Raw genomic sequence first — 25,774 nt, forward strand, 5'->3', positions numbered from 1 at the left:
TTTCTTCTTCCATAGACTTCTTTTTGTATACTTTAGATGTTATGCCGTCGTATGAATACGGATGAAGAGCTTTTGTCTTAGTGATACTTGTAAAATAAATTAAGTTATTGCCTTTTTTGTTTTATTGGAGAATGGTTGTTTTTTAAACTTCCTGGATATATAAAAGAAACTTATTTCTCTTTAAAAAGTTGTATATTAGTGCCTTAAAGCTTTTCAAAAGATTATATGGGCAAAAACAAAGAGAACTTAAACATATTCTTGCTTCATTTTTTAGAACGGTTGAATAGCAATGAACCCAATGAAAGGAAAGTTATTGAATCGTTGACCGATTTCTGCAACTACTATGACTTTACGAAAGGGTTTATCTATCAGACTGACGGATTCCGTTATTTCTTATTGAAAGAAACGATTGGAAATGAAGGTGGGACTATGAAACCCCGTTTCGATATGGGAGAGTTGAAAAAGGAGCATGTCGATGCCATGAAAGCTCGGGATAAACCTTTCTATGGAAACAGAAATGCGGATGCTTCATGGGATGATATTGACATTCTTGATTTCTACGGTGAGGATTCTTTGTTAATCAGGCATTTTGAAGATACTGAGGGTAAAATCATCGGATTCATAGGTTTTGCAGGCAGGGAGGAAGAGACCTATCTCACGGAAGAGGAGTTGCAAATCATTCATCTCTTGCTGGGCTCGTTCTCTAAGGAAATTGCGGTCAGGGAATATAAGGAAAGGGAAGTGAGGGCCAGCAATACATTAGGCAGTATCATGAATAATATGGGCGTTGATATTTACGTCAACTCTTTCGATTCCCACGATATGTTGTATGCCAATAGGTCTATGGTGGAACCATATGGCGGTATCGAGCATTTCTGGGGGAAAAAATGCTGGGAGGCCCTCTACTCGGACAAGACGGGGGAGTGTGAGTTCTGCCCAAAGAGGCATTTGATAGATGAAAACGGACACCCCACCAAAGTCTATTCGTGGGATTATCAACGGCCATTTGACAAGTGTTGGTTTCGCGTGTTCAGTGCAGCCTTTGCTTGGGTGGACGGGCAGATGGCGCATGTCATTACCAGTGTGGATATCGACCATCAGAAAAAGATAGAGGAGGAATTGCGGGTCGCCAAGGATAAGGCAGAACATCTGGACCGCTTGAAGTCTGCTTTCCTGGCCAATATGAGTCATGAAATCCGTACTCCGCTCAATTCCATTGTCGGTTTTGCAAGCATCATTGCCGAACTGGACGATAGGGAAGAACGCCAGGAATACCTTGCCATCATGCAGGAGAATACGGAACTGCTCTTGCAACTGATATCCGACATTCTGGATTTGGCAAAGATAGAAGCGGGAACACTTGATTATAATATGGGGTATGTGGATGTCAGTGACTTCTGTAAGGACGTGATGCGCAACTATGATATAAAGGAAGACAAGGCTGTACCGGTTCTGTTGGCTCCCGACTTGCCCGATTACCGTATCTATACCGACAAGAAACGTCTGATGCAGGTGGTCACCAATTTTATAAACAACGCTTTGAAGTTCACCAGTGAAGGGCAGATCCTTTTGGAATATCATCCGGTGGAAGGTACCGATCAGATAGAGTTTTCTGTGACGGACACCGGTATGGGTATTGCTCCGGATGCCGTGGCTACTGTGTTCGACCGCTTTGTAAAGCTTAATACCTTTGCGAAGGGCACGGGTTTAGGCTTGTCCATCTGTAAAAGTATCATTGAGCATCTTGGCGGGACTATCGGTGCTGAGTCGGAATTGGGAGTCGGCAGCCGTTTTTGGTTCAGGCATCCGTGTGCCGAATGATTTTATTTGCCTATATTTGTGCGAACTTCAATATTTATGGATAAAAAACTCTGTACCGATGAAAAACAAGACATGGACGTGCCTGGTTGTTGTGTCAGCAGCATTGCTGATGGCGGGTTGCGGCAGCAGGACAAAGAAACAAACAAATGAAGATGTAAGTATGGATAGTGTCGGTGTAACATGCAGTGGTGTAAAGACCTTGCAACTGGAGGGAGTGCAGGCCACTTGGATTCAGGATAATGCTGGTGAGCATTTGATGCCGAGAACGATTTTCCCGGATGCAAGCGATGAATTGATGGAAAGTTTGTCGCTTCAAGGCGGTATTCCTTCTTCCATGAGCACCTTCCTGGTAGATACGAATGGTATCCGTATCCTTTTTGATACGGGAATGGGAGCTCCCGGCAGTCGTCTGTTGCCCGGATTACAATCTTTGGGTATCTCTCCGGCAGATATTGGATATCTGTATCTTACCCATTTCCATGGCGACCATATCGGTGGAATGATGAAGGGAGACAGTGTAGTCTTCCCGAATGCCGAAGTGTACGCATCAAAAGTGGAATATGATGCCTGGATGGCAATGCCTGCCGAAAGGAAGGCGCAGGTCGTAAAGACGATGGATGCCTATAAGGAACGGCTGCATCTGTTTGAGTTTGGCGATACCTTGCCGGGTAATGTGGTTGCCATGGAGGCAGTCGGTCATACTCCCGGTCATACGGTTTTCCAGAGTGGCAAGTTACTGGTGATTGGTGACCTCATCCATGGTGCGGCCCTTCAGTTGGAGCATCCGGAATACTGCGCTTCCTATGATATGGATAAGGAAGCTGCCGTGAAAGCACGCAAGTATTTCCTCCAATATGCCAAGGACAACCAATTGACGATGGCAGGTATGCATCTTCCTGCTCCGGCCTTCAAATAGAATGGGAGAGTGTCAAAAGTATATGAGTACTTTCATTATGCTATATTTAGGCGCGGATAGTTCTGAGCCCCTCGTTATTCCTTTTTACTTTTAGAAGCGGCAGTCTTGTTCGATGTATGTCATATATTCGTCGTAACTGATGTGCCTGCCTCCCATTGTTTTGAGGTGAGGGGTTTCGAACTGGCAATCTATCATGACGCCTCCATGTTCCCTGAAGAATTGGGCCAGATGGATGAGGGCCAGCTTCGAGGCGCTGGGAACAAGTGAGAACATGCTCTCTCCAAAGAAACAACGTCCCAGGGTCACTCCGTACAGCCCACCTACCAATTGCTCTTCTTCCCATACTTCCACGCTGGCGGCGAATCCTTGTTCGTGCAGGTGCGTATAGGCTTCCATCATCTTCGTTCCGAGCCAGGCTCCTTCTTGTTCCATCCGCAATTCTCCGCAGGTTTGTATGATGTCTTGGAAAGCTTCGTTGAAGGTGATTTCGTACTTTCCTTTGTTGATGAGCGTACGCATGGAGTGGGAGATATGGATTTCGTCCGGAAAGATGACGAAACGGTCCATCGGGCACCACCATTGTATCAGTTCTTCCCGAAATGCGTACCAGGGGAAGATGCCGTTGGAGTACGCCAGGATGAGGCGGTCAATGGATAGGTCACCGCCCACAGCGAGCAACCCGTCGGGGTCGCCGTAGTGAGGGTCGGGGAAAGCAAGTTTATCCGTCAGTTGAAAGACCATATCGTTATTCGGTTGCGGGTTGTAGTTTCAATGCTCCGTTTTCCACTTGCACGCGGACTTTTCCTCCTGCCTTCAATGTACCGAACAGAATTTCGCGCATCAGCAAGGGTTTCAAGTGGGCGGCTATCACGCGGTCCATCTCCCGGGCGCCGTATTCGGGAATAAAACCCCGTTGGAGCAGCCATTCGTGTGCTTCCTGGCTCAATACCATTTCCACCTGGCGGGAAGACAGCTTGCTGCCTAGTTCTCCGAGTTTCTTGTCGAGGATAAGTGATGCCATCGGGCGGTCCATGTCATGGAAGACCACCGTGGCAGAGAGGCGGTTGATGAATTCGGGCTTAAAGGTTTTCTTGACTTGTTTCAGCATGGCTTCTCCGGCGGTGACCTGACTGTTGAAGCCGATGGACGCTTGGCGGGCATATTGTGCTCCGGCATTGGAGGTCATGATGAGGACCACGTGTCGGCAGTCGGCTTTCCGTCCTTTGTTGTCAGTCAGTACGGCATAATCCATTACTTGCAGCAGGATGTTGAATACGTCGGGATGGGCTTTTTCTATCTCATCGAGCAGTAGCACGCAGTTTGGGGTCTTGCGTATGGCGTCGGTCAGCAGGCCGCCGTCCTCGTAACCCACGTAGCCGGCAGGCGAGCCAATCAGTTTGGCTACGGTATGCTTTTCGGTATATTCGCTCATGTCAAAACGTTGCAGGGCGATGCCCAGCTCGGCGGCGAGCACTTTGGCAACTTCGGTCTTTCCTACTCCGGTGGGGCCTACAAAGAGCAGGCTTGCCAGCGGTTTGTTTTCGTCCAGCAGTCCGGCTTTGGACATTTGCACAGCTTCCACCACCTGACGGACGGCTTCTTCCTGCCCGTAGATGCGGGAGCTGATGCGTTCGTGCAGGCTTTCCAAGGCGGTGGTGTCGTCCTCTTTCATGGCGAGGGCATTGACTTTGCAGGTACGTGCCAGTATGTCGGTTATCAGTGCCTTGTCCACGGTCTGTTCTCCGGAGTCTGTGGGATGTATTTCCCGGTAAGCTCCTGCTTCGTCCACCAGGTCGATGGCTTTGTCGGGCAGAAAACGGTCGCTGATGTAGCGGGCGCTTGCCTTTACGGCGTAGGGGATGACGTCGGGCTCGTAGGTGACGCCGTGGTAGGTTTCGTATTTCTCTTTCAGGCCTTCTACGATATGTATGGCTTCTTCAATGCTCGGTTCCAGTATGTCTATCTGCTGGAAGCGGCGTACCAGTCCCTTGCTGCGTGCGAAGTAGCGGTTGTACTCGTCGTAGGTGGTAGAGCCGATGAAACGTATTGCCCCGGTTTCCAGATAGGGTTTCAGCATGTTGGAGGCATCCATGGAGCCTTCACCCGTGCGTCCGGCGCCTATCAGGTTGTGTATCTCGTCGATGTAGACGATGGCATTTCCCTCACGACCGATGCCTTCCATGATACTTTTCAGCCGCTTCTCGAAATCGCCGCGATATTGTGTGCCTGCCAGTAGACTGCCCAAGTCCAGCTCATAAATGCGGAAGCCGGCAAGCCGTTCGGGGACGTTGCCCGCTTCGATACGGGCGGCAAGCCCATAGGCAAGGGCTGTTTTGCCTACGCCGGGTTCGCCCACATGCAACGGGTTGTTCTTTTCTTTGCGGCAGAGCACTTGTATGGTTCGCTCCAACTCCATCTCCCTGCCGATAAGCGGGTTGTGGTCTGCCAGGCGGTCGTTGAGGCAGGTCACGTAGTTACGCCATGGTTCTGTTTTCTCTTGTTCATCGGGGGATTGTACACCGCCTGCTTCTTCTGCCAGCTCCGCTTCTTCGTAGTGGGTAATGAGCAGGCTGAGGAATTCGGGCAGGTCGCCGCCGACTGCTTCCTTCAGGAAATGGCATGCCCAGGAATCTTCCAGTTGCAGCAAGCCTTGTATCAGATGGGGAACACCCAGTTCTTCGGCGCTGGAATACTCTGTCACCGTATAGGCATGTTGCAGGAGTGAGCTGAGCTGGACGGAAAGTCCCAACTCGTATTCCACATTGTCGGGGATAGTTTCCACTTCTTCCGTCAGATAGTTTTCCAGTGAGATGCTGAGCTCCACATAATTGTAGAAGGTATCTTGCAGGGTGTTGATAAAGGGTTCCTGTTCCAGAATGGCGCTCAGCAGATGTTCGGGCATGATGAACTCGTGCCGGTAAGACTCGGCTTTTCTTTGTGCGGAAGCGAATGCTTGGTTTACGAATATCGTATTTTTTATATCCATATTGTTTCTTTCTTATTCTTCTTCCTCCGGGGTGACGGTGAGCCGGAGGGGGAAACCTTCATTGCGTGCCATGCGGGTGGCTTTCTGTACTTTGGAGTGGGCGATGTCGTATGAGTAGATGCCCACTACCGCGGAGTTGCTCTTGTGCACCTGCAGCATCAGTGTTTCCGCTTCTACCGATGATTTGTAAAAGACGGTGGTGAGTACCTTTATCACAAACTCCATGGTGGTGAAGTCATCATTGTAGATGGTGACTTTGAAGCGTCGGGGTTCCCGTAATTCTATGCGTTCTTTTTCTTTGAAAGAAGATTGCTGTTGTTCCATTTCTTTTTAAAAACTACTGTTAAGACATTGTTCTACCGTTGTGTGGGCAACGAAAACTCCTGCCAGTCATATTCGTCTCCGTACTCGTCGGCTATGGCTATGCGTATGGTGACGTTACCCGTCTTTATCCGTTCTCCGGCACTGATGTTGGCGGTGTATTTCACACCGTTGCGCGGAGTTATTTGCTCTATCATGACCGACGGCGATATGTAAATACGCTTCATGCCCGTGGTTTCCACCACCACCGGCACTACGTTGTAGGCTGTTTTGTTTCCTTCGTTCATGATTTCAAAAATCACTTTACAGTTTTCGCCCGAATTGATGACGTGGTTGCGGCTGTCGTCAATGAAACGTATATTCCGTATCCTCAAGTGGTCGATGGCCGATGCTTGCGGCTGTCTTCCGGATTGCGGGGGATAGGGCTGTGTCCTTTCTATCCGGTAGCTGTACTCCTCCTGCTTTTTGGGGGCTGTGGCTGCATTGGCAATGGCAGCTCCCGCAATGGTTCCTATGATGGTGCCGATGGCGGAACCCCGGTATCCTCCTCGCCAACCTCCGTTACTGTCACCTATCAGCCCGCCGATGGCACCGCCTACATTACTTCCGATGGCAGCTCCTGCGAGCACTGCGTTAGGGTCGCCTGCAGCCATCTGGCTTGTGCCGCATCCGCTGAGGATGATGGTTGCTGCCAGGATTCCTATAAAAGACTTTTTCATGTTCATATCCTATAATTATTATGTTGGGCAGATTGTTTTATAAAAGGGCTATTCCCAGTAAATCATCTTTTTGGTCATGCCTCCGTCAATGGTTATGTTTTCGCCATTGATGAAGTCGTTTTCGTCTTGACATAGGAATACGCACATACGGGCAATATCTTCCGGTTTACCAACCCGTCCGGAGGGATGTTGCGAATGGTCTTCTGCCCGTAATTGTTCATAATCGTGTGTCTGAATCCAGCCCGGAGAGATGGAGTTGACCGTGATGTGCCACTCTGCAAGCGATAAAGCCAACGCATGCGTCAACGAATAGATGCCTCCTTTGGAAGCTGCATATCCTTCACTGCCCGGTTCACTCATCAGATAGCGCGTAGAACAGAGATTAATGATTCTTCCGTAGGTATTCGTGTTGTTTTGACTTTTGCGGTGTACTGCCAACGCATGTGAAGTAATGAACACCGGACGTAAATTCACAGACAATATTTTATCGAAAGTCTCCACACTCGTTTCTGTGATGGGAGAGAATTCACTGATGCCGGCATTGTTTATAATGATGTCAATATCCCCCCATTCCTTGAAAATATTTTGCAGGCAAAGTTCCAATGCTTCTTTGCTGTTTAGGTCGACGGGATAGAATTGTGCTCCGGTGGCTTGGGCGGTTTGTTGTCCTTCCAGTTCATTCTTGTCACAAAAGGCTACTTGGTAATTAAGCTTGCAGAAGGCTTCTACAATGGCTTTGCCAATACCCCCTGCACCTCCGGTAACGAACACTTTCTTTCCGCCTTTTTTGAGAGGAAGTGTCGGCTTATGTAGCGTTTGTGCCTTACCGGATTTTTTCGCTTTCTCCCAAGCTGCTTTGCGTGCCCGGTATTGCTCGTACTGATTTTCAAGATAATTATCGGCCATATATGTTTCCGGTTTTATTGTTTAACTGTCTTTCTCCGAATAAGTTCACTTCCTTGCATTGGGAGATGATATAGAGATGATGCCCCCAAGGGATGGAGAAAAATTTCTCTTCACCTAATTTGGAAACAACTTGTTGCCAAATTGTATATGGCTCATTATAAAATAGATACCACTGCTTTATACTGCGTATGTTTCTATATGAGAACCCTTTCATATCAGGAAATTCTGCCATCAGCTCACGACTCAACTCTTCGAGAAATCCGCTTCCCCAAGTCATTTCTTTCTGCCGTTCTATAATTTCTGCCCCCAGTTGCCAGTAAAGGTGAAGCAGTTCGCTGTTCACGCGTACAGCCGCTTTAATCTGTGCACTACGAATGTCTTGTTTTAGGTGGTTTACCCAATCCTTGAACGGTTGATTTATAGATAGTGTTGTTTTCATCTTTTTATTTTCTTCATCGTCATATTCGATGTTTCTATTTCACAAAGTTAAGAAAAAGAATTTATTTCAACTGTAATCCTTTCCGTCTTTTCTACCTCTCCACTTTTACCACACAATATACCATCTCCCCCTCTCTTTCCTTTACCTCATCCCGTGTTGCTGCAATATCCTCCCGAACACGTTCACCCGTTTTGCAGAGAATAGGTATCGCACTATGTCGCTGTATTTCCTCCTATATTTTCGCAGGCGATAATTATTCCCCTTGTAGGGCTTCAAAAGGGAATCCGTCTGTTTCCCTAAGGAGAACGGTTTGTTTCAATATGGAGAACAGTTTGTTTCATTAGTAGGAAACAGTTTGTTCCGTTAAAGAAAACAGTTTGTTTCATAGTATGTGAACACTTTGTTTCTTACTGTTGTAACAAAGTGTTCACCGTTGTGAACTAAAGTGTTATCTATATTTTCAGTGATAAAATGATATGAAAAGGGGGCTGAAGATTACCTTTCTACCATTTGTATTCCTCGCTGTAAGAGTCGAAAGCCGGTTCTCCCGGAATGTTGTATTGGTGGAAAGTTCTGCGGATATAGTTCTGGTCTTCGGGGGAAAGGTAAGATTCTTCCCGGTAGAAGCGGTAGTATTTTCCGCGGCCGAAATGGGCTATCAACTGGCTTTTCAGAGGTTGGAGATTCTTGTAGGGAACTTCATCGAGCAAGTGGCTGATTCCCCACGCGACATGTATCTTTTGTGTCGATTGAAAATAGGCGCATTGGCTGCTATCCTCTGGAATACACAGTGGATTGATGATGCGGATGGACGGGTACTCGGGGGTATCGCGAAGGGCGGCTAAGCGATGCAGGCAGTTGTCGGCTTTCGGGCATTGGTTGTTGAAACAGCGTGAGTAGTTGGCAGGTGCTAAAGGTTTCTCGGAAGAATGTTTCATGTTTATATATACTTTGATGAAGCGACAAAGATAGCACTAACTTTTTGATATAGCCTTCTGTTCTCTTGTTTGAAATGCCCCCTCATTGAAAAAACAGCAGCCGGAACCACTGAATTCAGTAATTCCGGCTGTACCGTTCTTTCTTATAAGTATGGATGGACTATTTCACCTGGATGATGTCATAATTCAAGTCACTCACAGCTTCCTGCAGGCTGTCGTTGACAAGGCGCAGGGTTGTGTCGTTCACTACTACGAAGTACACCGGAGTGTCCCCGTCGTTCGGGGTCAGCTTGATGGCTGTTTTCTTCTTGTTGTCGACGTCTTTCTGGATAACTTCTTTCTTTCCTTTGGAAGTAAAGCTCTTGTTCTTTCCGGGGCCTTCGGCATCCAGATAAGTTGTTACCAGCGTGTAGCCGCTTTCTCCGTCGGGACCTACACTGTCTACGCTCAATACATACTGGATGCCCGGACCGTCGGCGGCGGGAAGGATTCCTTCGTATACGGCTACGGCAGACGAGTCATTGCCGGTAACAGCCATTACACTTTCGTCCATGGCGACGGCGTCATTGTTCTGAGTTCCTTTTGATTGGCAGGATACCAATGCAGCGGCAAGGGCTGCAATCATCATTACTTTTTTCATTGCTTTAATGGTTTAAGTTAATTATAAAGACGCAATAGCGTTTGTTATTCATCTTCTTCTTTCTTGATGACGAGCAGCTTGTCCACCCGTCCGCGGTCCATATCCACCACTTCGAAGTCCAGGTTTTTGTAGCTGAACAAGTCTCCGGCTTTCGGCACCCGTCCTATCAAGAACATGGCAAGACCGCTCAAGGTGGTGAAGTCTTCTTCTTTCAGGTCATCATAGTTCATAATGCCCATCGCCTCCATAAAGTCATCCAGATTCATGGAAGCTTCCACCAGCATGGAACCGTCTTGACGAACAACGATTTCCTCTTCTTCCGTTTCATTCTCTTCGAGGATGTCTCCGAAGATACTTTCCGTCAAATCGTGCAGGGTGATGATACCTTCTGTATTTCCATACTCGTCTACAACAACTCCGAACTTGTTTTTGTTCTTCTTAAACAGCTCTAAAACTTTCTTTGCATACAAACTTTCCGGAATAAACAAAGCAGGGCGTGCAATACTACGTAAGTTGAAGGGTTGTTCGCCGCCCATCATCAAGATGATGTCCTTTACGGAAACCACACCGATAATCTCGTCCTTTCCCCGCTCCACCAGGAGATATTTGCTGAAGTGTTCTTCGTGGATGATACGCAGCACCTCTTCCGGTGTGTCTGTGGGATGGAGCACGACGATGTCGCGGCGATAGGTCATCAGGTCATTCGCTCTTTTGTCCGAGAAGCGGAACACGTCACGCAACATTTCCGTTTCGTCTTTGTCGATGACGCCTTGTTCCGAGCTTTGGTGCAGAATCATCTTCAGTTCGTCTTGTGTCATTTGGCGTTCTTCGCCGCTGTTCAGTCCGACGAGTTTGTTCATCAGTTTGGTGGAAGCGCTCAGCAGGCATACAAACGGATAGGAAATCTTGGTCAGCACAATCATGAAGGGGCTGAGCATGGTGGCCCATCGTTCCGGGTTGTTCAAGGCGATGGACTTGGGCACCAGTTCGCCTATGATGAGCGACAGATAGGTGATGATGGCTACTACGGTAATCATGGCGAGAGTCTTGGCATAGGCGGCTACTCCCGGAATGAGGGCGAACAGCGGTTCTACGTCATCAGCGATGGTGGCACCACCATAGGCACCGGATACGATACCGATAAGAGTAATACCGATTTGGATGGTGGAGAGGAATTTTTCGGGTTCTTCCAGTTGTTTCAATACTCCTTTGGCTCTTTTGTTCCCTTTTCCGACAAGAGTTTCAAGGCGTGCTTTACTTGAGGAGACTAAAGCGATTTCATACATGGCAAAAATGCCGTTCAGAATAAGTAAAAGTAGAATGATAATAAACTCCATAGTGGATTTTGAATAGTTTGTGAGGCAAAGATAATGATTTTTCAGTATTTATTGTTAATATTGCCATCCGTTAGAAAAAATAAACAATAAATAGATGAAAAAAAGAATTATTGCCTTGGGGCTTTTATGGTGTCTGTCTGCCGTAATGTTGCAGGCGGCACGTGTAGACACGGTGTTGGTGAGAAGTGCAGCCATGAATAAGGATGTAAAAGTTGTGTATGTATTGCCTGATAAGGCTATCGGCAAGCAGGCTTGTCCGGTGGTTTATCTGTTGCACGGTTATGGCGGCAATGCGCGGAGCTGGGTGCAGCTGAAGCCGGAATTGCCGCAGATGGCGGATGAGAAAGGAATCATATTTGTATGTCCGGACGGCAAGAACAGTTGGTATTGGGACAGTCCGGAGAATCCTGCCTACCGTTATGAGACTTTTGTCACCTCGGAATTGGTGAAGTATACAGACGGGAACTATGCTACCATTCCCGATAGCAAGGCGCGTGCCATCAGTGGATTGAGTATGGGCGGCCACGGTGCTTTGTGGAGTGCTATCCGTCATAAGGATGTGTTCGGTGCGGCGGGCAGTATGAGTGGAGGAGTGGATATACGGCCGTTCCCCCAGAATTGGGAAATGAACAAGCAGTTGGGAGAGTTTGCTGCCAACAAGGCATCTTGGGATGCGCATACGGTGGTCAACCAGCTGGATAAGATTGTAAATGGAGACTTGGCGCTAATCATCGACTGCGGTGAGGCCGATTTCTTTCTTGAAGTGAACAAGGACTTGCACAACCGGCTGCTGGCAAGGAAGATAGACCATGACTTCATCACCCGTCCCGGTGGACATACCGGAACGTATTGGAACAACTCCATAGACTATCACGTCCTTTTCTTCGACAAGTTCTTTAAGAAGTAAGTAACTTATTATTCGATGGTATAGTTCACGGTGCGTGTGTAGTCCTGCTCGTAGCCGTTCCTTATATGCCTGACGACTGCATGGCAGGAAGTGACGATACCCCGGTTATCTAACGTATAAGTATAGGTGGTGGTCTCTTCACTTTCTCCGTTGCTGTCCGGGATGAGTTGGGTAATCAGATAGTTTGCAGGTTCTCCCAATATCTTCCCGTATATGGCAACCGCATGCATGGAAAGCGGATACATGTCCGTAATGAATAGGCTTGGTATTTCGGAGATATTTGCAATTTCATTGTCTGATGGTGTGGTAGCCGTACTGTTGTGCTCAAAAGTGTCAACCTTTTGCTGTATGCGCAATGCCCGGAAGTTGCTGTAGTCTATTGTAATGAATGAGTATTCTTTTCCGTCGTCCAGCTTTTCTGTGATGTTTTCCAGATAGTATTTGTCTTCGGTGTTGATGAGGTAGGAGAAGGTGTAAGTACGGGTATTTCCTGCCATATCCTGACTGGTACAAGTGGTGGCATAACCTTTGTCATTCAGCGTGTAGGTTGATACTGTACCTGCTTCGTCGGTTATCACGGCTTGATGGTCCTTGTATTCGACAGTAGTGGTATTCTCTATCTCGAAGAGTTCGTCTCCTGCTGTAAAGCTCTGTTTGCCGGTGTAGCTGGTCAGCCTGCCTGCACTGTTGTAAAGGTAGGTGTGGGTGGCAGTAACCGGTTGCGCATCGCTCTCTATCACTTCTTTGAGTTCGATTTTGGAGAAAGGAGTGGTGGGGTAGGTTGACGGCTCCGGTTCTGGCGTATCACTGCCATTGTTATCATCGCTGCAAGCTGCCAGTCCGCCGAGCAACAGCAGGCTGAACATGATTCCCGAAAATCGGGTGATGATTGTAACTCTTCTGTTTAGTTTCATCCTATTTGTCTTTTTATTTGATGCGTACGGCATGGCTTGCCCGACGTTCAATGGAGTTTGCGAGAGTGGTCACTCTTAAAGAACGGGTATCTTCTTGTGCGGGCGGTTGTATGCTTCCGTCGATGGCGCCGAGTGCAGTGCTCAATAAGGCTTCGTTGGTATCTCCAAAGGGCAGGAAACGTGACATGTCGCTCATCTCATTCACTACATATCCCGAGTAGGCCGGTTGGAATCCGGATTCATAATCAGATTTCCCTTCCGAATTGTATATCTTGCAGACGATGGGATTCATCGTTATCATCAGTTCGGGGCTGGAGAAATTCCTGGAACCTACATTCTTGCCTACGGTAGTACCGCCGATTATGACAACATCCATATACGGGTCGAGGCAGTTAATCACCATTTCGGAGGCGGAGGCAGTCTGGCTGCTGGTAAGTACGTAGAGAGTATTCAGGTTTAGGTTTGCTCCGTTTCCGATGAGTCCGGAATTCAGGGTGAACGGTACTATCTGCGGATTGAAGCGGTTGTTGAATTCCAGGTACCCCAACTCTTGTCCCAAGGCGGAGGAAGGTGCAAGCATGGTACACAGCAATTCTGCGCAACTCAGTAATCCACCGTTGTTGTAGCGCAAGTCAAGGATGAATTCGTTGACTTGCTGTGATGCGAAATATTGGAATGCGCTGCGCAGGTCGTTGTCATATTCATTACTGTTGTCCGTGGGGCCGGAACTGAAGTGGTTGTAGACCAGATAACCTATTTTCTTGCTGCCTGATGTATATACATTCTTATAGTGCACCGGGTTGTCGTTGACGGGACGCGCCGATGCTATCTGTCTGGGTTTGTCGTAAGCAACGATGGCATTTTTCTCCACGTCGTAATAACCTACTGTAAGTTCCATGGCACTACTTCCATACAGTTTCTTATAATTCTGTTCAGTAATAAAGTTCCCGTCCATCTTCATAATCCAGTCACCCCGTTTTAGCCCGATTTCCGAGGCCGGGCTTCCGTCGGCAACGTAAAGAATCTGTGCAACAATGGCATTCTCTTCTCCTTCTACTTCTATCTGGTTGGTAGTGAACTGGAATCCGTAGCTGTAATCCGTATAGGGGATGCTGCGGGTAGTGGTGATGCTGACCAGACTGTCGATGGTGGAGAATTTGTCTTCTTCGGATTTGAGCGAGGCAAAGAAAGTGAAAGGGGCTTGAAAATAGTTCAAGTCGTTGGTATGGGGGATAGCGTCTACCCAATAGTACCACACACGCATGGTATCGTCAATCCAGCGGTCTGTCTGGGTCTGTCCGGCATACTCTTTCCAGCGGTCCACCCCGCAGGAAGTCAGATAAATGGGAAGAATCAGGGTTCCCAATATGAGTATCAGTATATTTCTTGCTTTCATGGGGGCAAAGATAGTGCAAATTGAGTGCAGAACTTTCATGCTTGCATGAAAAAGTTTTGCCGAAATGCAGTCTATCTTATCTAAAGATAGAAAATAGCTTGCTTATCTACCACAATTGTGGTATAAAATTCCCTAATCTGTGTCATTGTCTGCCCCGGCTTATCGCTCTATCTTTGCAACATCCGAATGAGAAACGGTTTATTCACCTAAAATACAAACGACAATGGAAACAAAGAAATTGCACTTTGAGACTCTACAACTTCACGTTGGACAAGAACAACCCGACCCGGCAACTGATGCCCGCGCCGTACCTATCTATCAGACAACTTCGTATGTATTCCGTAATTCGGCCCATGCGGCAGCCCGCTTTGGCTTGCAGGACCCGGGGAATATTTACGGGCGGTTGACGAATTCCACCCAGGATGTGTTCGAGAAACGTGTGGCGGCTCTGGAAGGCGGTGTTGCCGGATTGGCCGTAGCCTCGGGTGCGGCAGCCATCACTTATGCCTTTGAGAATATCACCCGTGCAGGCGACCATATCGTGGCAGCTAAGACCATCTACGGTGGAACGTATAATCTGCTGGCCCACACATTGCCTGCCTACGGGGTTACCACTACTTTTGTGGACCCGGGCAATCTGGACAATTTCGAGAAAGCGATTCAGGAGAATACCAAGGCAGTATTCATTGAAACGCTGGGAAATCCGAATTGCAACATCATTGACATTGATGCCGTTGCTGAAATAGCACACCGTCACCGGATTCCTCTGATTATAGATAACACCTTCGGTACTCCTTACCTGATTCGTCCCATAGCGCATGGGGCAGATGTGGTAGTCCATTCGGCAACGAAGTTCATAGGAGGGCATGGTACGTCCTTGGGTGGTGTTATTGTAGATAGCGGCAAGTTCGACTGGGTGGCCTCGGGGAAGTTTCCCCAACTGACGGAACCGGACCCGAGTTATCATGGAGTACGTTTCGTCGACGCTGCCGGTCCTGCTGCCTATGCCATCCGTATCCGTGCCGTATTGTTGCGTGATACCGGTGCCACAATCAGTCCTTTCAATGCTTTCATTCTGTTGCAAGGATTGGAGACGTTGTCGCTTCGCGTGGAACGTCATGTGGAGAATGCCTTGAAAGTGGTTGAATTCTTGAAGAAGCATCCCAAAGTGGTTGCCGTGAACCACCCGTCCCTGCCCGAGCATCCTGACCACGCGCTTTACGGGAAATACTTTCCGAATGGAGGCGGTTCTATCTTTACGTTTGAGGTGCGGGGCGGTGTGAAGGAAGCGCAGACGTTTATTGACAGTTTACAGATATTCTCGTTGCTTGCCAATGTGGCTGATGTGAAATCCCTGGTTATCCATCCTGCCACCACTACCCATTCCCAATTGAGTGCACGGGAATTGGAAGAACAAGGCATCAAACCGGGCACGGTCCGCCTCTCCATCGGGACAGAACATATCGATGATTTGCTGGACGACTTGTCCCAGGCATTTGACAGAATTTAAAAGAATAACAGTATACGATAGAATGAATATTGCTGTATTATTGTCGGGAGGTGTAGACAGCTCCGTGGTGGTACATCTCCTTTGCGAACAAGGTTACCGTCCTTCTCTATTTTATATCAAAATAGGGAGGGACGATGCCGATTATATGGACTGCTCTGCGGAAGAGGATATGGAGATGGCTTCTGCCATTGCCCGGCGTTATGGATTATCGTTGGAAGTAGTGGACCTGCACCGGGAGTATTGGGACCAGGTGGCGGCTTATGCCATTGATAAAATAAGACGTGGCTTGACTCCCAATCCGGATGTGATGTGCAACAAGCTGATAAAGTTCGGGTGCTTTGAGCAACGTGTGGGGAAGGATTTCGATGTCACGGCAACCGGGCACTACGCCACTACGGTGTTGAGGGATGGAAAGACATGGCTCGGTACCGCTGCCGATTCCGTGAAAGACCAGACCGACTTTCTGGCACAGATAGATTATCTGCAAGTTTCCAAACTGATGTTTCCATTGGGCAGACTGATGAAGAATGAGGTTCGTGACATAGCCCTGCGTGCCGGATTGCCCAGCGCCAGACGTCGTGACAGTCAGGGCATCTGCTTTCTGGGAAAGATTGATTATAATGATTTTGTGCGCCGTTTCCTTGGCGAAAGGGAAGGGGATATTGTGGAGTTGGAAACGGGTAGAAAGTTGGGCAAGCATCGGGGCTATTGGTTTCATACCATCGGCCAGCGTAAAGGATTGGGGTTGGGTGGAGGACCGTGGTTTGTTGTCCGCAAGGATGTGGAGGAGAATGTGATTTACGTGTCCCGCGGATGTGATACGGCATTGCAATACGGCTATGAATTCCGTATGTACGATTTTCATTTCATTACGGATAATCCCTGGAAGGGAGCGCAGGAAGAGGTGGAGGTGACTTTCAAGATACGCCATACGCCGGAGTTTGTCAAAGGCAGGTTGCAAAAGGAGGCGGAGGGTTACCGCATTGTTTCGGAAGAAAAGCTGCAAGGCATTGCTCCGGGCCAGTTCGGAGTGGTGTATGATGCTGATGCCCGGCTGTGTGTCGGGAGCGGGGAGATTTATATATAATATTCCACCAAGTCTACGATGCCTGCCTTCATGGCATATTTGGTGGCTTCGTGCGCATTGTTTACACCCAGTTTCCGGAAGATATTCTTCCGGTGGCTGTTTACCGTATGGAAGCTGAGGTTTCGTTCGGCAGCTATTTCTTTGGTTGTTTTCCCCAGGGCTATCTCTTTTAGGATGCTCCGTTCGGCAGTAGTCAGTAAATCATCTTTGATGGTAGGATGAGTGGGGGAGGAGGAACCGTTGCCTGCGAGCAGCAGGTTACTGACGTGATTACAGATGAATCGCTCCTTGCGTGAGGCGCATTGTAGTGCGGTCAGTATCTCTTCTTTGGAATTATCCTTCAGCGCTACGCCGAATGCCATGCTGCTGAACAATACCTGGCGCAGGAACGGTAGGCTCAATTCGTCGGAAAAGAGTAGCCAATCGGCTTCCTTGAAGCGTTCGTGAAGTACCATTAGCTCTTCGGCTCCCGAAAAATCAAAAAGGGTATAGTCCAGAATGACAACGGCGGTGGGATGCAGGCGTAGTTGCTGTATCAGTTCTGCCTTGTTGTCGGCTTCCAGCAGCAGGGAGGTGTCTTTCTGTCTGCCCAATAGGAACATCATGCCTGCTTTGGTGATATCTTGATTGTCTGCAATGATAAATTCTCTCATGACATTGGTATATAAAAAACTCCGCTACAAATGTACACTTTTTAGTGTGATTTGTGGCGGAGTGGGAATATATATATTTATATAAGGGTTTTACCAGGAACGTCCCTTGAATATGTTGGATTGTTCCAGCGGAACCAGGTTCCCGCTCAAAGTCATGGTGTTGGAGTTGAAGTTCGGGCTGATGGTTACGGTTGCGTTGTTCCCGCCATCGGTCAGCGTAAGGAATATCTGGGCGGAAATGCCGATACCCTGGATGCTGAAGTTACAATTCACGTTGCCCCGTTTGTCGGTAGTCATTTGGATGTCCGATACGGTTCCGTCTACTGTTACACCGCCAATGCCGTTAGGACCTGGGTATACGGTGTTGAAGGCTACCTGCACGGTGCCACGTCCTTGGTTGACCAATACGAAGTTGGTGTTGGAGTTTACAAATGCGGTCTGTCCGTTGCGGAACATCACTTGGTCTGCCTCCATTACGAACTGGTGAGCTTTCAAGGCCGCCATTGCGTCATCGTACGAAATGGCATCCTGTGCTTGTTCTTCAGCTTTCAGGCGTGCACGTTCTGCGTCTCTTTGGGCTTTACGGTCTGCGCGCTTTTCAGCTCTACTCTCTTGTGCATACATGGTCGTTGTTGCCATGCTTACCAATACTACTGCTGCTAATGCAATAAACTTTTTCATAATCGAATCTTTTTTTGTTTAGGTTTAAATAAATTGTTCGTTATAAGTTTATTGCAAGAACAATGCCTATCCAGGATTGTTCACCGGTTTTTTAATTATTTTATATCCGATAGCAGCAATAAAGATACTCATTACCGGACTGATAAGGTTGAAGAAGCAATAGGGAAGGTAGGTCAGTGTGGGTACACTCAAAATGGTGGCTTGCGTCATGCCGCAGGTGTTCCATGGGATAAGCGGGGAGGTGACGGTAACGGCATCTTCCGTGGTACGGCTAAGTAGCCGGCTTTCGTAGCCTTTCTTTGCGTAAACGTTGCTGAACATGTTTCCGGTGAGGATAATGCTGATGTACTGGTCTGCCGTGGCAAGGTTCAGGAACAATCCGGAACATACGGTGGATGCTACCATGCTGGCTGTATTCTTCATGAAGCGGACGAATAGGGAAGTGATGCTTCCTAGCATGCCGCTTGCCGTCATGGCTCCACCGAAACACATGGCGCAGATGATGAGCCAGATGGTATTCATCATTCCTGCCATACCTCGTGTGGCAATCAGTTCTGTCAACATGTCACTGTCAGTTTGTAGACTGGTACTGCCATAGAATGTCATCATTATCCCTTTGAACATATTCCCACCTTCCGCTATCTCATTCAGTAGTCCCGGTTGGAAGATGAAGGCGAATATCCCTGCCAGCAGAGTGGAGAGAAAGAGTGTGATGACGGAAGGCACTCTCCGGGCAATCAGTATTCCCGTAATCACGGGAACAGCCAGTAACCAGGGAGTAATGTTGAATTTGGCGTCCAATGCTGCCGTAAATTCCGCGATCTGTTGTGTATTGTTCGTTTCGTGTGTGAGTCCCATTACTGTAAAGATGACAAGGGTGATGAGGAGAGAGGGGACGGTGGTGATCATCATATAGCGGATATGGCTGAATAACGGTGTTTCCGTTACGGATGAGGCAAGGACCGTGGTATCCGATAACGGTGAAATTTTGTCTCCGAAATAGGCTCCCGAAATGATGGCACCGGCTATCCATCCCTCTTCAAAACCTTGTGCCTTACCTATGCCCAAAAGGGCGATACCGATGGTGGCGATAGTGGTCCATGAACTTCCCGTCATTACTGATACCAATGCACAAATAATGCAGGTAGAAGCAAGGAAAAAATTCGGATGGATAATCTGCATACCATAATATATAAGGGTAGGTACCACCCCACTTATCATCCATGTGCCGCTCAAAGCACCGATAATCAATAGAATAATGATAGCTGTGGCAACACCTGAAATGTTGTTGGTGATGGCAAGTTCATAATCTTTCCAAGGGATGCGGTAGAAAGTCATGCCGATAAAGACACACATACCAGTGGTGGCAAGCAGGGAAATCTGGCTTCCTCCACTCAAGGCGTCACTTCCGAAAGTATGGATGGTGGCGAACAGCATTCCTACGAGAAAAGCGATGGGAAATAGAGAAACGAGTGGAGAGGGTATTTTCTTTGCTGAATTCATAGGGTTGTTTTTGACTATGCTTGGTTGACGAATCTATTATCAATCTGTCGTTTATAGTTTGATGCGACAAAGGTATAACAATTCTGTTCAATATCTTCCTTATCCTTTGCATGACAAATAAAAATTATCAAATCTTTGCGTTTGCTTGGAAAAATGATAGTATCCTTGTTATTTCTTGCTGTAAAGGGTGATGGACAACGATATTATTGTTAAAATAACGCCGGTGCCGACCACGCCACTCCATCCCCAAGTCTGCCAACTGCTTCCTGCAAGGAAGGTACCCAAAGAGCCGCCGATGAAGTAAGTGGTCATGAAAATCGTATTTACCCGATTGGAGGCAGACGGGTAGATGTCGAAAATACTGGTCTGGTTGCTGAGTTGGATACATTGCATGCCTATGTCTATAAGAATGACACCGGTAATGATACCTGCATAGTTGTTTCCGCAGAAAAAGAGCGAGGCCCATGCAAGCAGAATCATTCCGCAACCGATAAAGTTGAAATTGCGTATGCCTACCTTTTTTACATATTTTCCTACAAAAGATGCGGTTAAGGCTCCGGCAATGCCGCAGAGCCCTAGTATGCCGATGACATCGCTGGATGCATGGAACGGGGCTTCTCCCATTTTGAATGCAAGGCAGGACCACATGGCAAGGAATGAGCCAAAGGCCAGTCCTGCACGTATCGAGTAGATTCGTAGAGAGGGGTATTCTCTTACTAATGAGAAAAGAGACTTCATCAGCCCGGAATATTTGCCTTGGAAAGTCGGTTGTATGTCCGGTAGTACCTTTAATACAACGATAGCGCATAGTAACATCATTCCAGCGGCGATGAAGTACATTTCACGCCAGCCAAGCACTTCACCCACAAATCCGCTGACAACACGTGATGCAAGTATTCCAGTCAGTAATCCTGAGATGACGACACCTACATTCCGTCCCTTGTTTTCGGGGCGTGAGAATTGCGAGGCAATCGGTACAAATATTTGGGGTATCATGGAGCAGATGCCGGTAATGAGTGATGCTGCCCAGATGATGTAGATGTTCGGTGCCATGGCAATGGCTAGAAGGGAAAATATGAGTAGGAAGAAATTCGTTAGGATGATATTCTTGCGTCGATAGAGGTCTCCTAATGGGACGATGAACAATAATCCCAGCGCATATCCGATTTGTGTAATCATGGCAATGAGGTTCGTTTTGAATTCAGAAACTTCCAATTCATGCCGCATGATATTAAGCAGGGGTTGATTGTAATACAAGTTGGCTACGGACACGCCAGCTACGATAGCAAGTGTCCAGAGTATATGTGCCGGTAATCCTCCGTTTTCTTTCAGTTCTTGTTTCATGCTGCAAAGATAATGTCTTTCTGTTTCATGCGCAAGATATGTGAGTATGATAAGAATATGTGTGAAGTGGTATCATCTTTTTAGCCTTTCCGTTTGTTATACTATTATTTTGTTTGAGAATAATTGATTGGAGCTATCTTGGATAAGCGGAATGTTGTATTGATATTTAAAGATACGTTGGGCATGGGAAATGAATGGTTTAGAGAGTTGCTGGGTATGAAATACAGGTGGACGAAATGCAGGCTCTTCTAGCAAACGAGGGTTGGTAAGGTGAATTCGATGACTCAAGGAACCTACCGTTCCCCCATTAGACCGCCTCCTGATGACATACTTGGGATTATCCTGCTATTGACTGAAAACTCGGGTATATATTAGTATGAATCATTATTACTTAAACTTATAATAGTATGAAACATTTATCGATAATAATAATAGTAGTGTCATTATGCGTTTTCCTGCTATCCATCGGCGTATATCATAAGGTTCCCTGGTCTGTTCTGCCAATAGTGGCTAGTGGAATCTGTATATTATGTTGGCTTTTGTTCCATTTACTCTGTATCAGTGAAGAAAGAGATTTACTGAAAGAGGGAAATCAGTATTTCATTGATACCTTTCAAAACATACGTAATCCCATTTCTTTGATTAAGACACCGTTAGGGGCAGTTTACGAAGGAGACTGTCCGGAAGACATAAAGAAGGAACTGGCTGTTGCACTTCATCATATAGGCGGGCTGGAGCAGCACTTGATAGCGTTGATGGAGTTGAAACGACTATTTGGCAATTCTGGTAGCCTGGTAGTTGCAGAACATGAAATCGGCGCATTTATGAGGAAGAAAGTGTCTTTTTTACAGTCTCATGTGGCCGGGTTACAGATGAAGCTGGATTTGGTTCCGGATTTTGACTATGCAAGCGCTTGGTTTGATCCGGGAAAGATATCTCCGGTTATCGACCGGTTTGTATTGAGTGCCATCGAGTGTTCTCTGCCGGAAACGCATCTCTCGATGCAGGTTTCGTTGAAGGGAGATTACTGGGCAATCAGGATTAAGGATACAGGCAACAAGCGATTTCTGAAATGTTGCAGATGGTACTCGTCGCGGCTTCCTATTCTGCGACCTCTGCATGGCAAGCAGTATGGCATGGGCGGTGTGTTTTTTGACAAGTTGATGAATATATGTGACGGGAAAATACTGACTTTGGAAAAGGAGGCTCTGCTTCGATTTCCCATAAGATGTTCGTGTGCGGTTTCGGGGGGGATACATCCTTAAATATTCCGGACACTTTTCAGGTGAATGAGTCGGAAATAGCTTTCCATGGTTTCTCGAAGAAAAAAAATATGGATAGACCTTTAGTGATACTTGCGGATAATGACAAGGGATTCAAGGATTATCTTGAGAAACGTTTATCGGAATGTTTTGTAGTGAGGAGCTTTGATGACGGTCAGGAAGCATTGGAGGTAATATGTGAAGAGTATCCGGATTTGGTGATTTGTGATATCATGTTGAAAGGTATGAGCGGTGAGGAACTTTCTTCTAAACTGAAGACGTCGAGGGACACCTCCTTTATTCCGGTGATATTGATGGGGGCGCACATTGATGTGAAACGGCGGGAAAAGCGTTGTTCTTCTCAGGCTGATCTCTTTGTATGTAAGCCCTTTAATCTGGAGGACCTTAAAGTGGAAATATCCATATTGATAAATAATAGCCGTTTTCTTCGGAAGACATTTCTTCAGAAAGTTTTTGGAGAAGATTTTTTAACGAAACCTATGGAGCGGGCTCAGCAGGATGCCAATCTGGCATTTTTGAATGAAGTGAAGCTTTACATTATGGAGAATATGGATAAAGAGGATTTGACAGTAGATGATATTGCCTCCAGGATGTGCATGAGCCGGACAACCTTTTATAATAAGTGGAAGTTGTTGACGGGAGAAGCACCCAAATATTTGATTTCGAGAATCAGGATGGAGAAGGCACGGGAACTTTTGGAAAGCGGAAAATTTTCTGTGACTATGGTTGCTGAAATGGTGGGTATGCGAAATCTGAAAAACTTCAGAGGCAGGTATAAGGAGTATTTTGGAAAAACACCGAAGGAGTTTATGAAAAAAGTATGATATTTATCTGAAGAAAACTTTCATAGAAAGGCTGTCACATATTAGATAATGGACAGCCTTTGTTTTGAAATGGGAGATAGGAGAACTGAACATCCTAAGCTATCTATAAAGGAAAATCTCTCATCGTTTTGTTTTGGGGATAACTGGGTATATATGATTAGCTTTACTTGCCGATGCAGCATATTTACATCACTGATTATCAGTGACCATTCATTTTAATCGGTACAACCTCTGTTTTGACAAATACACAGAATGTGGGGACAAATGCAAACCGTTGTATTTCATCGCTTTGCATATACGTGTCGTACCGCCTCTTTTCAGCCCTTTTGTGGAATGTCCTATATCAGATACAAGGTACTGAGTGATAGGGTATTTCCGCAGGTTTGTTACAGAACGCTTGTTGAATGCAAAGGTAGTGGTTTTCTTGGGATTTCTGTGGTTTGCGGTGTGATTTTTATTCCTTGAAAAGTGTTGGATAGTAGAAAATGGGTTATAGAAGCAGAAAATTTCTATAGAAGACACCTCGATTCGCTTGAAAAAGTGTAGAGCAATGGGTGATATTCGTTGGAAAAAGTGTAACGAATCAGATTTATTCGCTTGGAAAAGTGTAAAACTATATGCGTTGTAATTGTTTTTAGCCTTAATAATAATGCCTCAATCCTCCTTGTATTATACCCTGTCTGATATAATTGCAGTAGCGAAACAATAAATTATACCCATACTGATATAATATCGAATATTTGTACTAACTTTGTACCCGAAAAGGTATAAAGTACGATGTTATGAATAATCTTTCTACTACGGTCAAGATGTTGCGAAAGCAATATAATCTGACGCAAGAAGAACTCTCGTTGAAGTCGGGTGTGGGGTTGCGCTTTGTGCGAGACCTTGAACAGGGCAAGGAAACGCTACGCCTCGATAAAGTGAATCAGCTCCTTGACTTTTTCAATTATGAAATGGTTGCCACTCAAAAAAACAGTAATTAATGAGACAAGCCCAGATATTTTATAAAGACCAATTGGCTGGTATTCTGACAGAAAACGATGCCGGGTATGAGTTCCGCTATTTGCCGGAATATCTCTCTCTTGAAAAGGCAAAGGCAGTTAGCATGACATTGCCTTTACAGGAGGAAGCATATACAAGTCCTGTGCTGTTTCCATATTTCGACGGTTTGATTCCTGAAGGATGGTTGTTGGATGTTGCATTGCGGAATACAGACATCAGTATTCTTGATCGGATGTCGTTGTTGCTGACATGTTGCAAGGATTGTATCGGAGCAGTAAGCGTTATTCCTTTGGAAGAAAAGGAGGAAAACTATGTGTAATTGCTTATATTGTTATCGTTCGCTCTTAAAAGGGGAAAAGGACATGCACACGGCTTGCATAAAGAAGTTCTTCGGAACAACAACATTGCCAGTTCTTGATTATACGACAGAACAACTTGATCAACTTGCTTTGCAAATCATTCAAGACCAAACCTCTTTGACCGGAGTTCAGCCGAAGTTGTCCTTGCATTTGAAAGAGCATGAGGGTAGCAAACGATTGACTATTGTCGGACTATGGGGCGGTTATATTTGTAAGCCACAGACCTCGCAATATGAAATGATGCCTGAGGTTGAGGATTTAACCATGCACCTTGCAGAGGTGGCACATATTGAGGTAGTTCCTCATACGCTGATGCGGATGGCAGACGATACGTTATGCTATCTTACCCGCCGGATTGACAGGACTTCTGACGGAGAGAAGATTGCGATGGAGGATATGTGCCAACTGACGGAAAGGCTAACAGAGCATAAATACAAAAGTAGTTATGAACGTATCGGCAAGGCTGTTTTGAAATACTCGTCTTTACCTAAAATGGATGTTACCAATTTCTTTGAGTTGGTGCTTTTCTCTTGGTTGACAGGAAATAACGACATGCACCTGAAAAACTTCTCTTTGTATGAGGTGGCGGATAAGATACGTTTAACCCCTGCCTATGATTTGCTAAATGCGGCTATCATCAATCCCAAAGATGACGAGGAGTTGGCATTGACCTTGAATGGTCGGAAGAAAAAACTTCAAAGAGAGGATTTTATCAGGTCAGCAGCTACGTTGGGTATAGAGAATGTGATTGTAGAACGACTGATAAATAAGTATATCAAACTATTGCCCAAGTTTGAGACTGTCATTCAAAGCTCTTTCCTAAGTGCTGAATTAAAGGAAAAGTATGGCGAATTGTTGAAGGAACGGCTTGCGAGACTTTCACAAAAGCTATAAAACGGTAAAAATACACAATGCTATGGATATATTAAGTCTCACCAAAATAACATCATTGTTCATCCTAACTTTAATAGAAAGAGACGATGGACAAAAGAAACAAATTGTGGAGACGCCAACAAATGGCTCGCGTGTTTAAGGCTCGTATGATTCTGTATGCCGCTTATGGTCATTGCATCATTCGTGAGGATGGAAGCTATTATGAACATCCTCATTGGTTTGAGTTGGCAAAAGACAGATGGGCGCAAGTTTATAAAACGGCAGGTACTCCGTGTAGCTGTTGGATGTGTAGAGGTCTGGAATATAACCGCAAGGAGTATAAGAAAGAAACTTTGCGTATTATTCGGGAATCAATGGAGTAATTTAAAGGGATAGGAACTAAATCTGTGCA

Annotated in this window: 26 protein-coding genes; 11 read left to right on the forward strand and 15 right to left on the reverse strand. The window is 46.4% G+C overall.

Going from position 1 to position 25,774, the window contains the following annotated elements; genetic code table 11:
* The first annotated feature begins 225 nt into the window (after nucleotides 1-225).
* The gene (locus DW039_RS09275; protein ID WP_117990605.1) at nucleotides 226-1,821 is read left to right on the forward strand and encodes a sensor histidine kinase KdpD; all 1,596 of its coding nucleotides are present in this window, start codon (nucleotides 226-228) and stop codon (nucleotides 1,819-1,821) included.
* Nucleotides 1,822-1,879: 58 nt separating this feature from the next.
* Nucleotides 1,880-2,737 (forward strand): MBL fold metallo-hydrolase, encoded by an 858-nt coding sequence (locus DW039_RS09280; protein ID WP_005826480.1) that lies wholly within the window; start codon nucleotides 1,880-1,882, stop codon nucleotides 2,735-2,737.
* A gap of 90 nt (nucleotides 2,738-2,827) precedes the next feature.
* Here the strand turns inward: DW039_RS09280 and aat are convergent, their stop codons facing one another.
* The 9 genes from aat to DW039_RS09330 form a co-directional block, all read right to left on the reverse strand.
* A complete protein-coding gene (gene aat, locus DW039_RS09285) occupies nucleotides 2,828-3,478 on the reverse strand; it encodes a leucyl/phenylalanyl-tRNA--protein transferase (RefSeq protein ID WP_008663806.1) in 651 nt (216 codons plus the stop codon).
* Between the two features lie 4 nt (nucleotides 3,479-3,482).
* Nucleotides 3,483-5,723, reverse strand: a complete 2,241-nt coding sequence (locus DW039_RS09290) for an AAA family ATPase (RefSeq protein WP_120381880.1) — start codon at nucleotides 5,721-5,723, stop codon at nucleotides 3,483-3,485.
* Nucleotides 5,724-5,735: 12 nt separating this feature from the next.
* Nucleotides 5,736-6,047: an ATP-dependent Clp protease adaptor ClpS gene (locus tag DW039_RS09295; RefSeq protein ID WP_057259149.1), complete on the reverse strand. Its 312-nt coding sequence runs from the start codon at nucleotides 6,045-6,047 to the stop codon at nucleotides 5,736-5,738.
* A gap of 32 nt (nucleotides 6,048-6,079) precedes the next feature.
* Complete coding sequence (locus DW039_RS09300) at nucleotides 6,080-6,769, reverse strand: hypothetical protein (protein WP_034528603.1); 690 nt, start codon at nucleotides 6,767-6,769, stop codon at nucleotides 6,080-6,082.
* 42 nt (nucleotides 6,770-6,811) lie between these two features.
* Complete coding sequence (locus tag DW039_RS09305) at nucleotides 6,812-7,669, reverse strand: SDR family NAD(P)-dependent oxidoreductase (protein ID WP_120381881.1); 858 nt, start codon at nucleotides 7,667-7,669, stop codon at nucleotides 6,812-6,814.
* Complete coding sequence (locus DW039_RS09310) at nucleotides 7,659-8,108, reverse strand: DUF1016 N-terminal domain-containing protein (RefSeq protein WP_009036640.1); 450 nt, start codon at nucleotides 8,106-8,108, stop codon at nucleotides 7,659-7,661. The genes DW039_RS09305 and DW039_RS09310 overlap by 11 nt, the downstream gene beginning before the upstream one ends.
* A 503-nt stretch (nucleotides 8,109-8,611) precedes the next feature.
* Complete coding sequence (locus tag DW039_RS09320; RefSeq protein WP_008663796.1) at nucleotides 8,612-9,046, reverse strand: DUF6078 family protein; 435 nt, start codon at nucleotides 9,044-9,046, stop codon at nucleotides 8,612-8,614.
* 160 nt (nucleotides 9,047-9,206) lie between these two features.
* A complete protein-coding gene (locus DW039_RS09325) occupies nucleotides 9,207-9,686 on the reverse strand; it encodes a copper resistance protein NlpE N-terminal domain-containing protein (protein ID WP_005826499.1) in 480 nt (159 codons plus the stop codon).
* Nucleotides 9,687-9,730: 44 nt separating this feature from the next.
* Complete coding sequence (locus tag DW039_RS09330) at nucleotides 9,731-11,023, reverse strand: hemolysin family protein (protein WP_120130298.1); 1,293 nt, start codon at nucleotides 11,021-11,023, stop codon at nucleotides 9,731-9,733.
* A 94-nt stretch (nucleotides 11,024-11,117) separates the two neighbouring features.
* Here DW039_RS09330 and DW039_RS09335 point away from each other — a divergent pair, with 94 nt between their 5' ends.
* Nucleotides 11,118-11,930, forward strand: a complete 813-nt coding sequence (locus DW039_RS09335) for an alpha/beta hydrolase family protein (RefSeq protein ID WP_057089159.1) — start codon at nucleotides 11,118-11,120, stop codon at nucleotides 11,928-11,930.
* A gap of 8 nt (nucleotides 11,931-11,938) precedes the next feature.
* Here the strand turns inward: DW039_RS09335 and DW039_RS09340 are convergent, their stop codons facing one another.
* Entirely contained in the window at nucleotides 11,939-12,844 is a 906-nt protein-coding gene (locus DW039_RS09340; protein WP_009036641.1) for a DUF4595 domain-containing protein, read from the reverse strand.
* A 13-nt stretch (nucleotides 12,845-12,857) separates the two neighbouring features.
* Nucleotides 12,858-14,279 (reverse strand): S41 family peptidase, encoded by a 1,422-nt coding sequence (locus DW039_RS09345; RefSeq protein WP_050756838.1) that lies wholly within the window; start codon nucleotides 14,277-14,279, stop codon nucleotides 12,858-12,860.
* A gap of 184 nt (nucleotides 14,280-14,463) precedes the next feature.
* Between DW039_RS09345 and DW039_RS09350 the strand changes: the two genes are divergently transcribed.
* Both DW039_RS09350 and mnmA read left to right on the forward strand, forming a co-directional pair.
* Nucleotides 14,464-15,750 (forward strand): O-acetylhomoserine aminocarboxypropyltransferase/cysteine synthase family protein, encoded by a 1,287-nt coding sequence (locus DW039_RS09350; RefSeq protein WP_057259153.1) that lies wholly within the window; start codon nucleotides 14,464-14,466, stop codon nucleotides 15,748-15,750.
* A gap of 22 nt (nucleotides 15,751-15,772) precedes the next feature.
* Complete coding sequence (gene mnmA / locus DW039_RS09355) at nucleotides 15,773-16,837, forward strand: tRNA 2-thiouridine(34) synthase MnmA (protein ID WP_005826509.1); 1,065 nt, start codon at nucleotides 15,773-15,775, stop codon at nucleotides 16,835-16,837.
* Here the strand turns inward: mnmA and DW039_RS09360 are convergent.
* The 4 genes from DW039_RS09360 to DW039_RS09375 all read right to left on the reverse strand — a co-directional run bounded on the left by DW039_RS09360 (nucleotide 16,828) and on the right by DW039_RS09375 (nucleotide 21,018).
* A complete protein-coding gene (locus DW039_RS09360; RefSeq protein ID WP_005826511.1) occupies nucleotides 16,828-17,490 on the reverse strand; it encodes a response regulator transcription factor in 663 nt (220 codons plus the stop codon). The genes mnmA and DW039_RS09360 overlap by 10 nt on opposite strands.
* A 90-nt stretch (nucleotides 17,491-17,580) precedes the next feature.
* A complete protein-coding gene (locus tag DW039_RS09365) occupies nucleotides 17,581-18,171 on the reverse strand; it encodes a DUF4251 domain-containing protein (RefSeq protein WP_005826513.1) in 591 nt (196 codons plus the stop codon).
* 66 nt (nucleotides 18,172-18,237) lie between these two features.
* A complete protein-coding gene (gene nhaC, locus DW039_RS09370) occupies nucleotides 18,238-19,674 on the reverse strand; it encodes a Na+/H+ antiporter NhaC (RefSeq protein ID WP_005835906.1) in 1,437 nt (478 codons plus the stop codon).
* Between the two features lie 168 nt (nucleotides 19,675-19,842).
* On the reverse strand, nucleotides 19,843-21,018 hold the full coding sequence (locus tag DW039_RS09375; protein ID WP_005826523.1) for an MFS transporter: 1,176 nt from the start codon (nucleotides 21,016-21,018) through the stop codon (nucleotides 19,843-19,845).
* A gap of 407 nt (nucleotides 21,019-21,425) precedes the next feature.
* Here DW039_RS09375 and DW039_RS21240 point away from each other — a divergent pair, with 407 nt between their 5' ends.
* From DW039_RS21240 to DW039_RS09405, 6 genes are all read left to right on the forward strand, one after another.
* Entirely contained in the window at nucleotides 21,426-22,283 is an 858-nt protein-coding gene (locus tag DW039_RS21240; RefSeq protein ID WP_005826528.1) for a hypothetical protein, read from the forward strand.
* Between the two features lie 68 nt (nucleotides 22,284-22,351).
* Nucleotides 22,352-23,125, forward strand: a complete 774-nt coding sequence (locus DW039_RS21245) for a response regulator (RefSeq protein ID WP_230373584.1) — start codon at nucleotides 22,352-22,354, stop codon at nucleotides 23,123-23,125.
* A 782-nt stretch (nucleotides 23,126-23,907) separates the two neighbouring features.
* Nucleotides 23,908-24,111 (forward strand): helix-turn-helix transcriptional regulator, encoded by a 204-nt coding sequence (locus tag DW039_RS09390; protein WP_055278865.1) that lies wholly within the window; start codon nucleotides 23,908-23,910, stop codon nucleotides 24,109-24,111.
* Nucleotides 24,111-24,449, forward strand: coding sequence for a HipA N-terminal domain-containing protein (locus DW039_RS09395; RefSeq protein ID WP_055278864.1), 339 nt, complete (start codon nucleotides 24,111-24,113; stop codon nucleotides 24,447-24,449). Before DW039_RS09390 ends, DW039_RS09395 begins: the two co-directional genes overlap by 1 nt.
* A complete protein-coding gene (locus DW039_RS09400) occupies nucleotides 24,442-25,383 on the forward strand; it encodes a HipA domain-containing protein (protein WP_207810779.1) in 942 nt (313 codons plus the stop codon). The genes DW039_RS09395 and DW039_RS09400 overlap by 8 nt, the downstream gene beginning before the upstream one ends.
* A gap of 86 nt (nucleotides 25,384-25,469) precedes the next feature.
* Nucleotides 25,470-25,745 (forward strand): hypothetical protein, encoded by a 276-nt coding sequence (locus DW039_RS09405; protein ID WP_055278863.1) that lies wholly within the window; start codon nucleotides 25,470-25,472, stop codon nucleotides 25,743-25,745.
* Nucleotides 25,746-25,774: the final 29 nt, after the last annotated feature.

Origin of the sequence: Bacteroides sp. AF39-16AC, from assembly GCF_003602735.1 — a bacterium.
Taxonomy (GTDB): domain Bacteria; phylum Bacteroidota; class Bacteroidia; order Bacteroidales; family Bacteroidaceae; genus Bacteroides; species Bacteroides uniformis.

Excerpts from the sequence above, each read along its gene's own strand:
- DW039_RS09275 (WP_117990605.1), top strand. The coding sequence starts at position 226 with ATGGGCAAAAACAAAGAGAACTTAAACATATTCTTGCTTCATTTTTTA.
- DW039_RS09280 (WP_005826480.1), top strand. The coding sequence starts at position 1,880 with ATGAAAAACAAGACATGGACGTGCCTGGTTGTTGTGTCAGCAGCATTG.
- aat (WP_008663806.1), bottom strand. The coding sequence starts at position 3,478 with ATGGTCTTTCAACTGACGGATAAACTTGCTTTCCCCGACCCTCACTAC.
- DW039_RS09290 (WP_120381880.1), bottom strand. The coding sequence starts at position 5,723 with ATGGATATAAAAAATACGATATTCGTAAACCAAGCATTCGCTTCCGCA.
- DW039_RS09295 (WP_057259149.1), bottom strand. The coding sequence starts at position 6,047 with ATGGAACAACAGCAATCTTCTTTCAAAGAAAAAGAACGCATAGAATTA.
- DW039_RS09300 (WP_034528603.1), bottom strand. The coding sequence starts at position 6,769 with ATGAACATGAAAAAGTCTTTTATAGGAATCCTGGCAGCAACCATCATC.
- DW039_RS09305 (WP_120381881.1), bottom strand. The coding sequence starts at position 7,669 with ATGGCCGATAATTATCTTGAAAATCAGTACGAGCAATACCGGGCACGC.
- DW039_RS09310 (WP_009036640.1), bottom strand. The coding sequence starts at position 8,108 with ATGAAAACAACACTATCTATAAATCAACCGTTCAAGGATTGGGTAAAC.
- DW039_RS09320 (WP_008663796.1), bottom strand. The coding sequence starts at position 9,046 with ATGAAACATTCTTCCGAGAAACCTTTAGCACCTGCCAACTACTCACGC.
- DW039_RS09325 (WP_005826499.1), bottom strand. The coding sequence starts at position 9,686 with ATGAAAAAAGTAATGATGATTGCAGCCCTTGCCGCTGCATTGGTATCC.
- DW039_RS09330 (WP_120130298.1), bottom strand. The coding sequence starts at position 11,023 with ATGGAGTTTATTATCATTCTACTTTTACTTATTCTGAACGGCATTTTT.
- DW039_RS09335 (WP_057089159.1), top strand. The coding sequence starts at position 11,118 with ATGAAAAAAAGAATTATTGCCTTGGGGCTTTTATGGTGTCTGTCTGCC.
- DW039_RS09340 (WP_009036641.1), bottom strand. The coding sequence starts at position 12,844 with ATGAAACTAAACAGAAGAGTTACAATCATCACCCGATTTTCGGGAATC.
- DW039_RS09345 (WP_050756838.1), bottom strand. The coding sequence starts at position 14,279 with ATGAAAGTTCTGCACTCAATTTGCACTATCTTTGCCCCCATGAAAGCA.
- DW039_RS09350 (WP_057259153.1), top strand. The coding sequence starts at position 14,464 with ATGGAAACAAAGAAATTGCACTTTGAGACTCTACAACTTCACGTTGGA.
- mnmA (WP_005826509.1), top strand. The coding sequence starts at position 15,773 with ATGAATATTGCTGTATTATTGTCGGGAGGTGTAGACAGCTCCGTGGTG.
- DW039_RS09360 (WP_005826511.1), bottom strand. The coding sequence starts at position 17,490 with ATGAGAGAATTTATCATTGCAGACAATCAAGATATCACCAAAGCAGGC.
- DW039_RS09365 (WP_005826513.1), bottom strand. The coding sequence starts at position 18,171 with ATGAAAAAGTTTATTGCATTAGCAGCAGTAGTATTGGTAAGCATGGCA.
- nhaC (WP_005835906.1), bottom strand. The coding sequence starts at position 19,674 with ATGAATTCAGCAAAGAAAATACCCTCTCCACTCGTTTCTCTATTTCCC.
- DW039_RS09375 (WP_005826523.1), bottom strand. The coding sequence starts at position 21,018 with ATGAAACAAGAACTGAAAGAAAACGGAGGATTACCGGCACATATACTC.
- DW039_RS21240 (WP_005826528.1), top strand. The coding sequence starts at position 21,426 with ATGAAACATTTATCGATAATAATAATAGTAGTGTCATTATGCGTTTTC.
- DW039_RS21245 (WP_230373584.1), top strand. The coding sequence starts at position 22,352 with ATGGATAGACCTTTAGTGATACTTGCGGATAATGACAAGGGATTCAAG.
- DW039_RS09390 (WP_055278865.1), top strand. The coding sequence starts at position 23,908 with ATGAATAATCTTTCTACTACGGTCAAGATGTTGCGAAAGCAATATAAT.
- DW039_RS09395 (WP_055278864.1), top strand. The coding sequence starts at position 24,111 with ATGAGACAAGCCCAGATATTTTATAAAGACCAATTGGCTGGTATTCTG.
- DW039_RS09400 (WP_207810779.1), top strand. The coding sequence starts at position 24,442 with ATGTGTAATTGCTTATATTGTTATCGTTCGCTCTTAAAAGGGGAAAAG.
- DW039_RS09405 (WP_055278863.1), top strand. The coding sequence starts at position 25,470 with ATGGACAAAAGAAACAAATTGTGGAGACGCCAACAAATGGCTCGCGTG.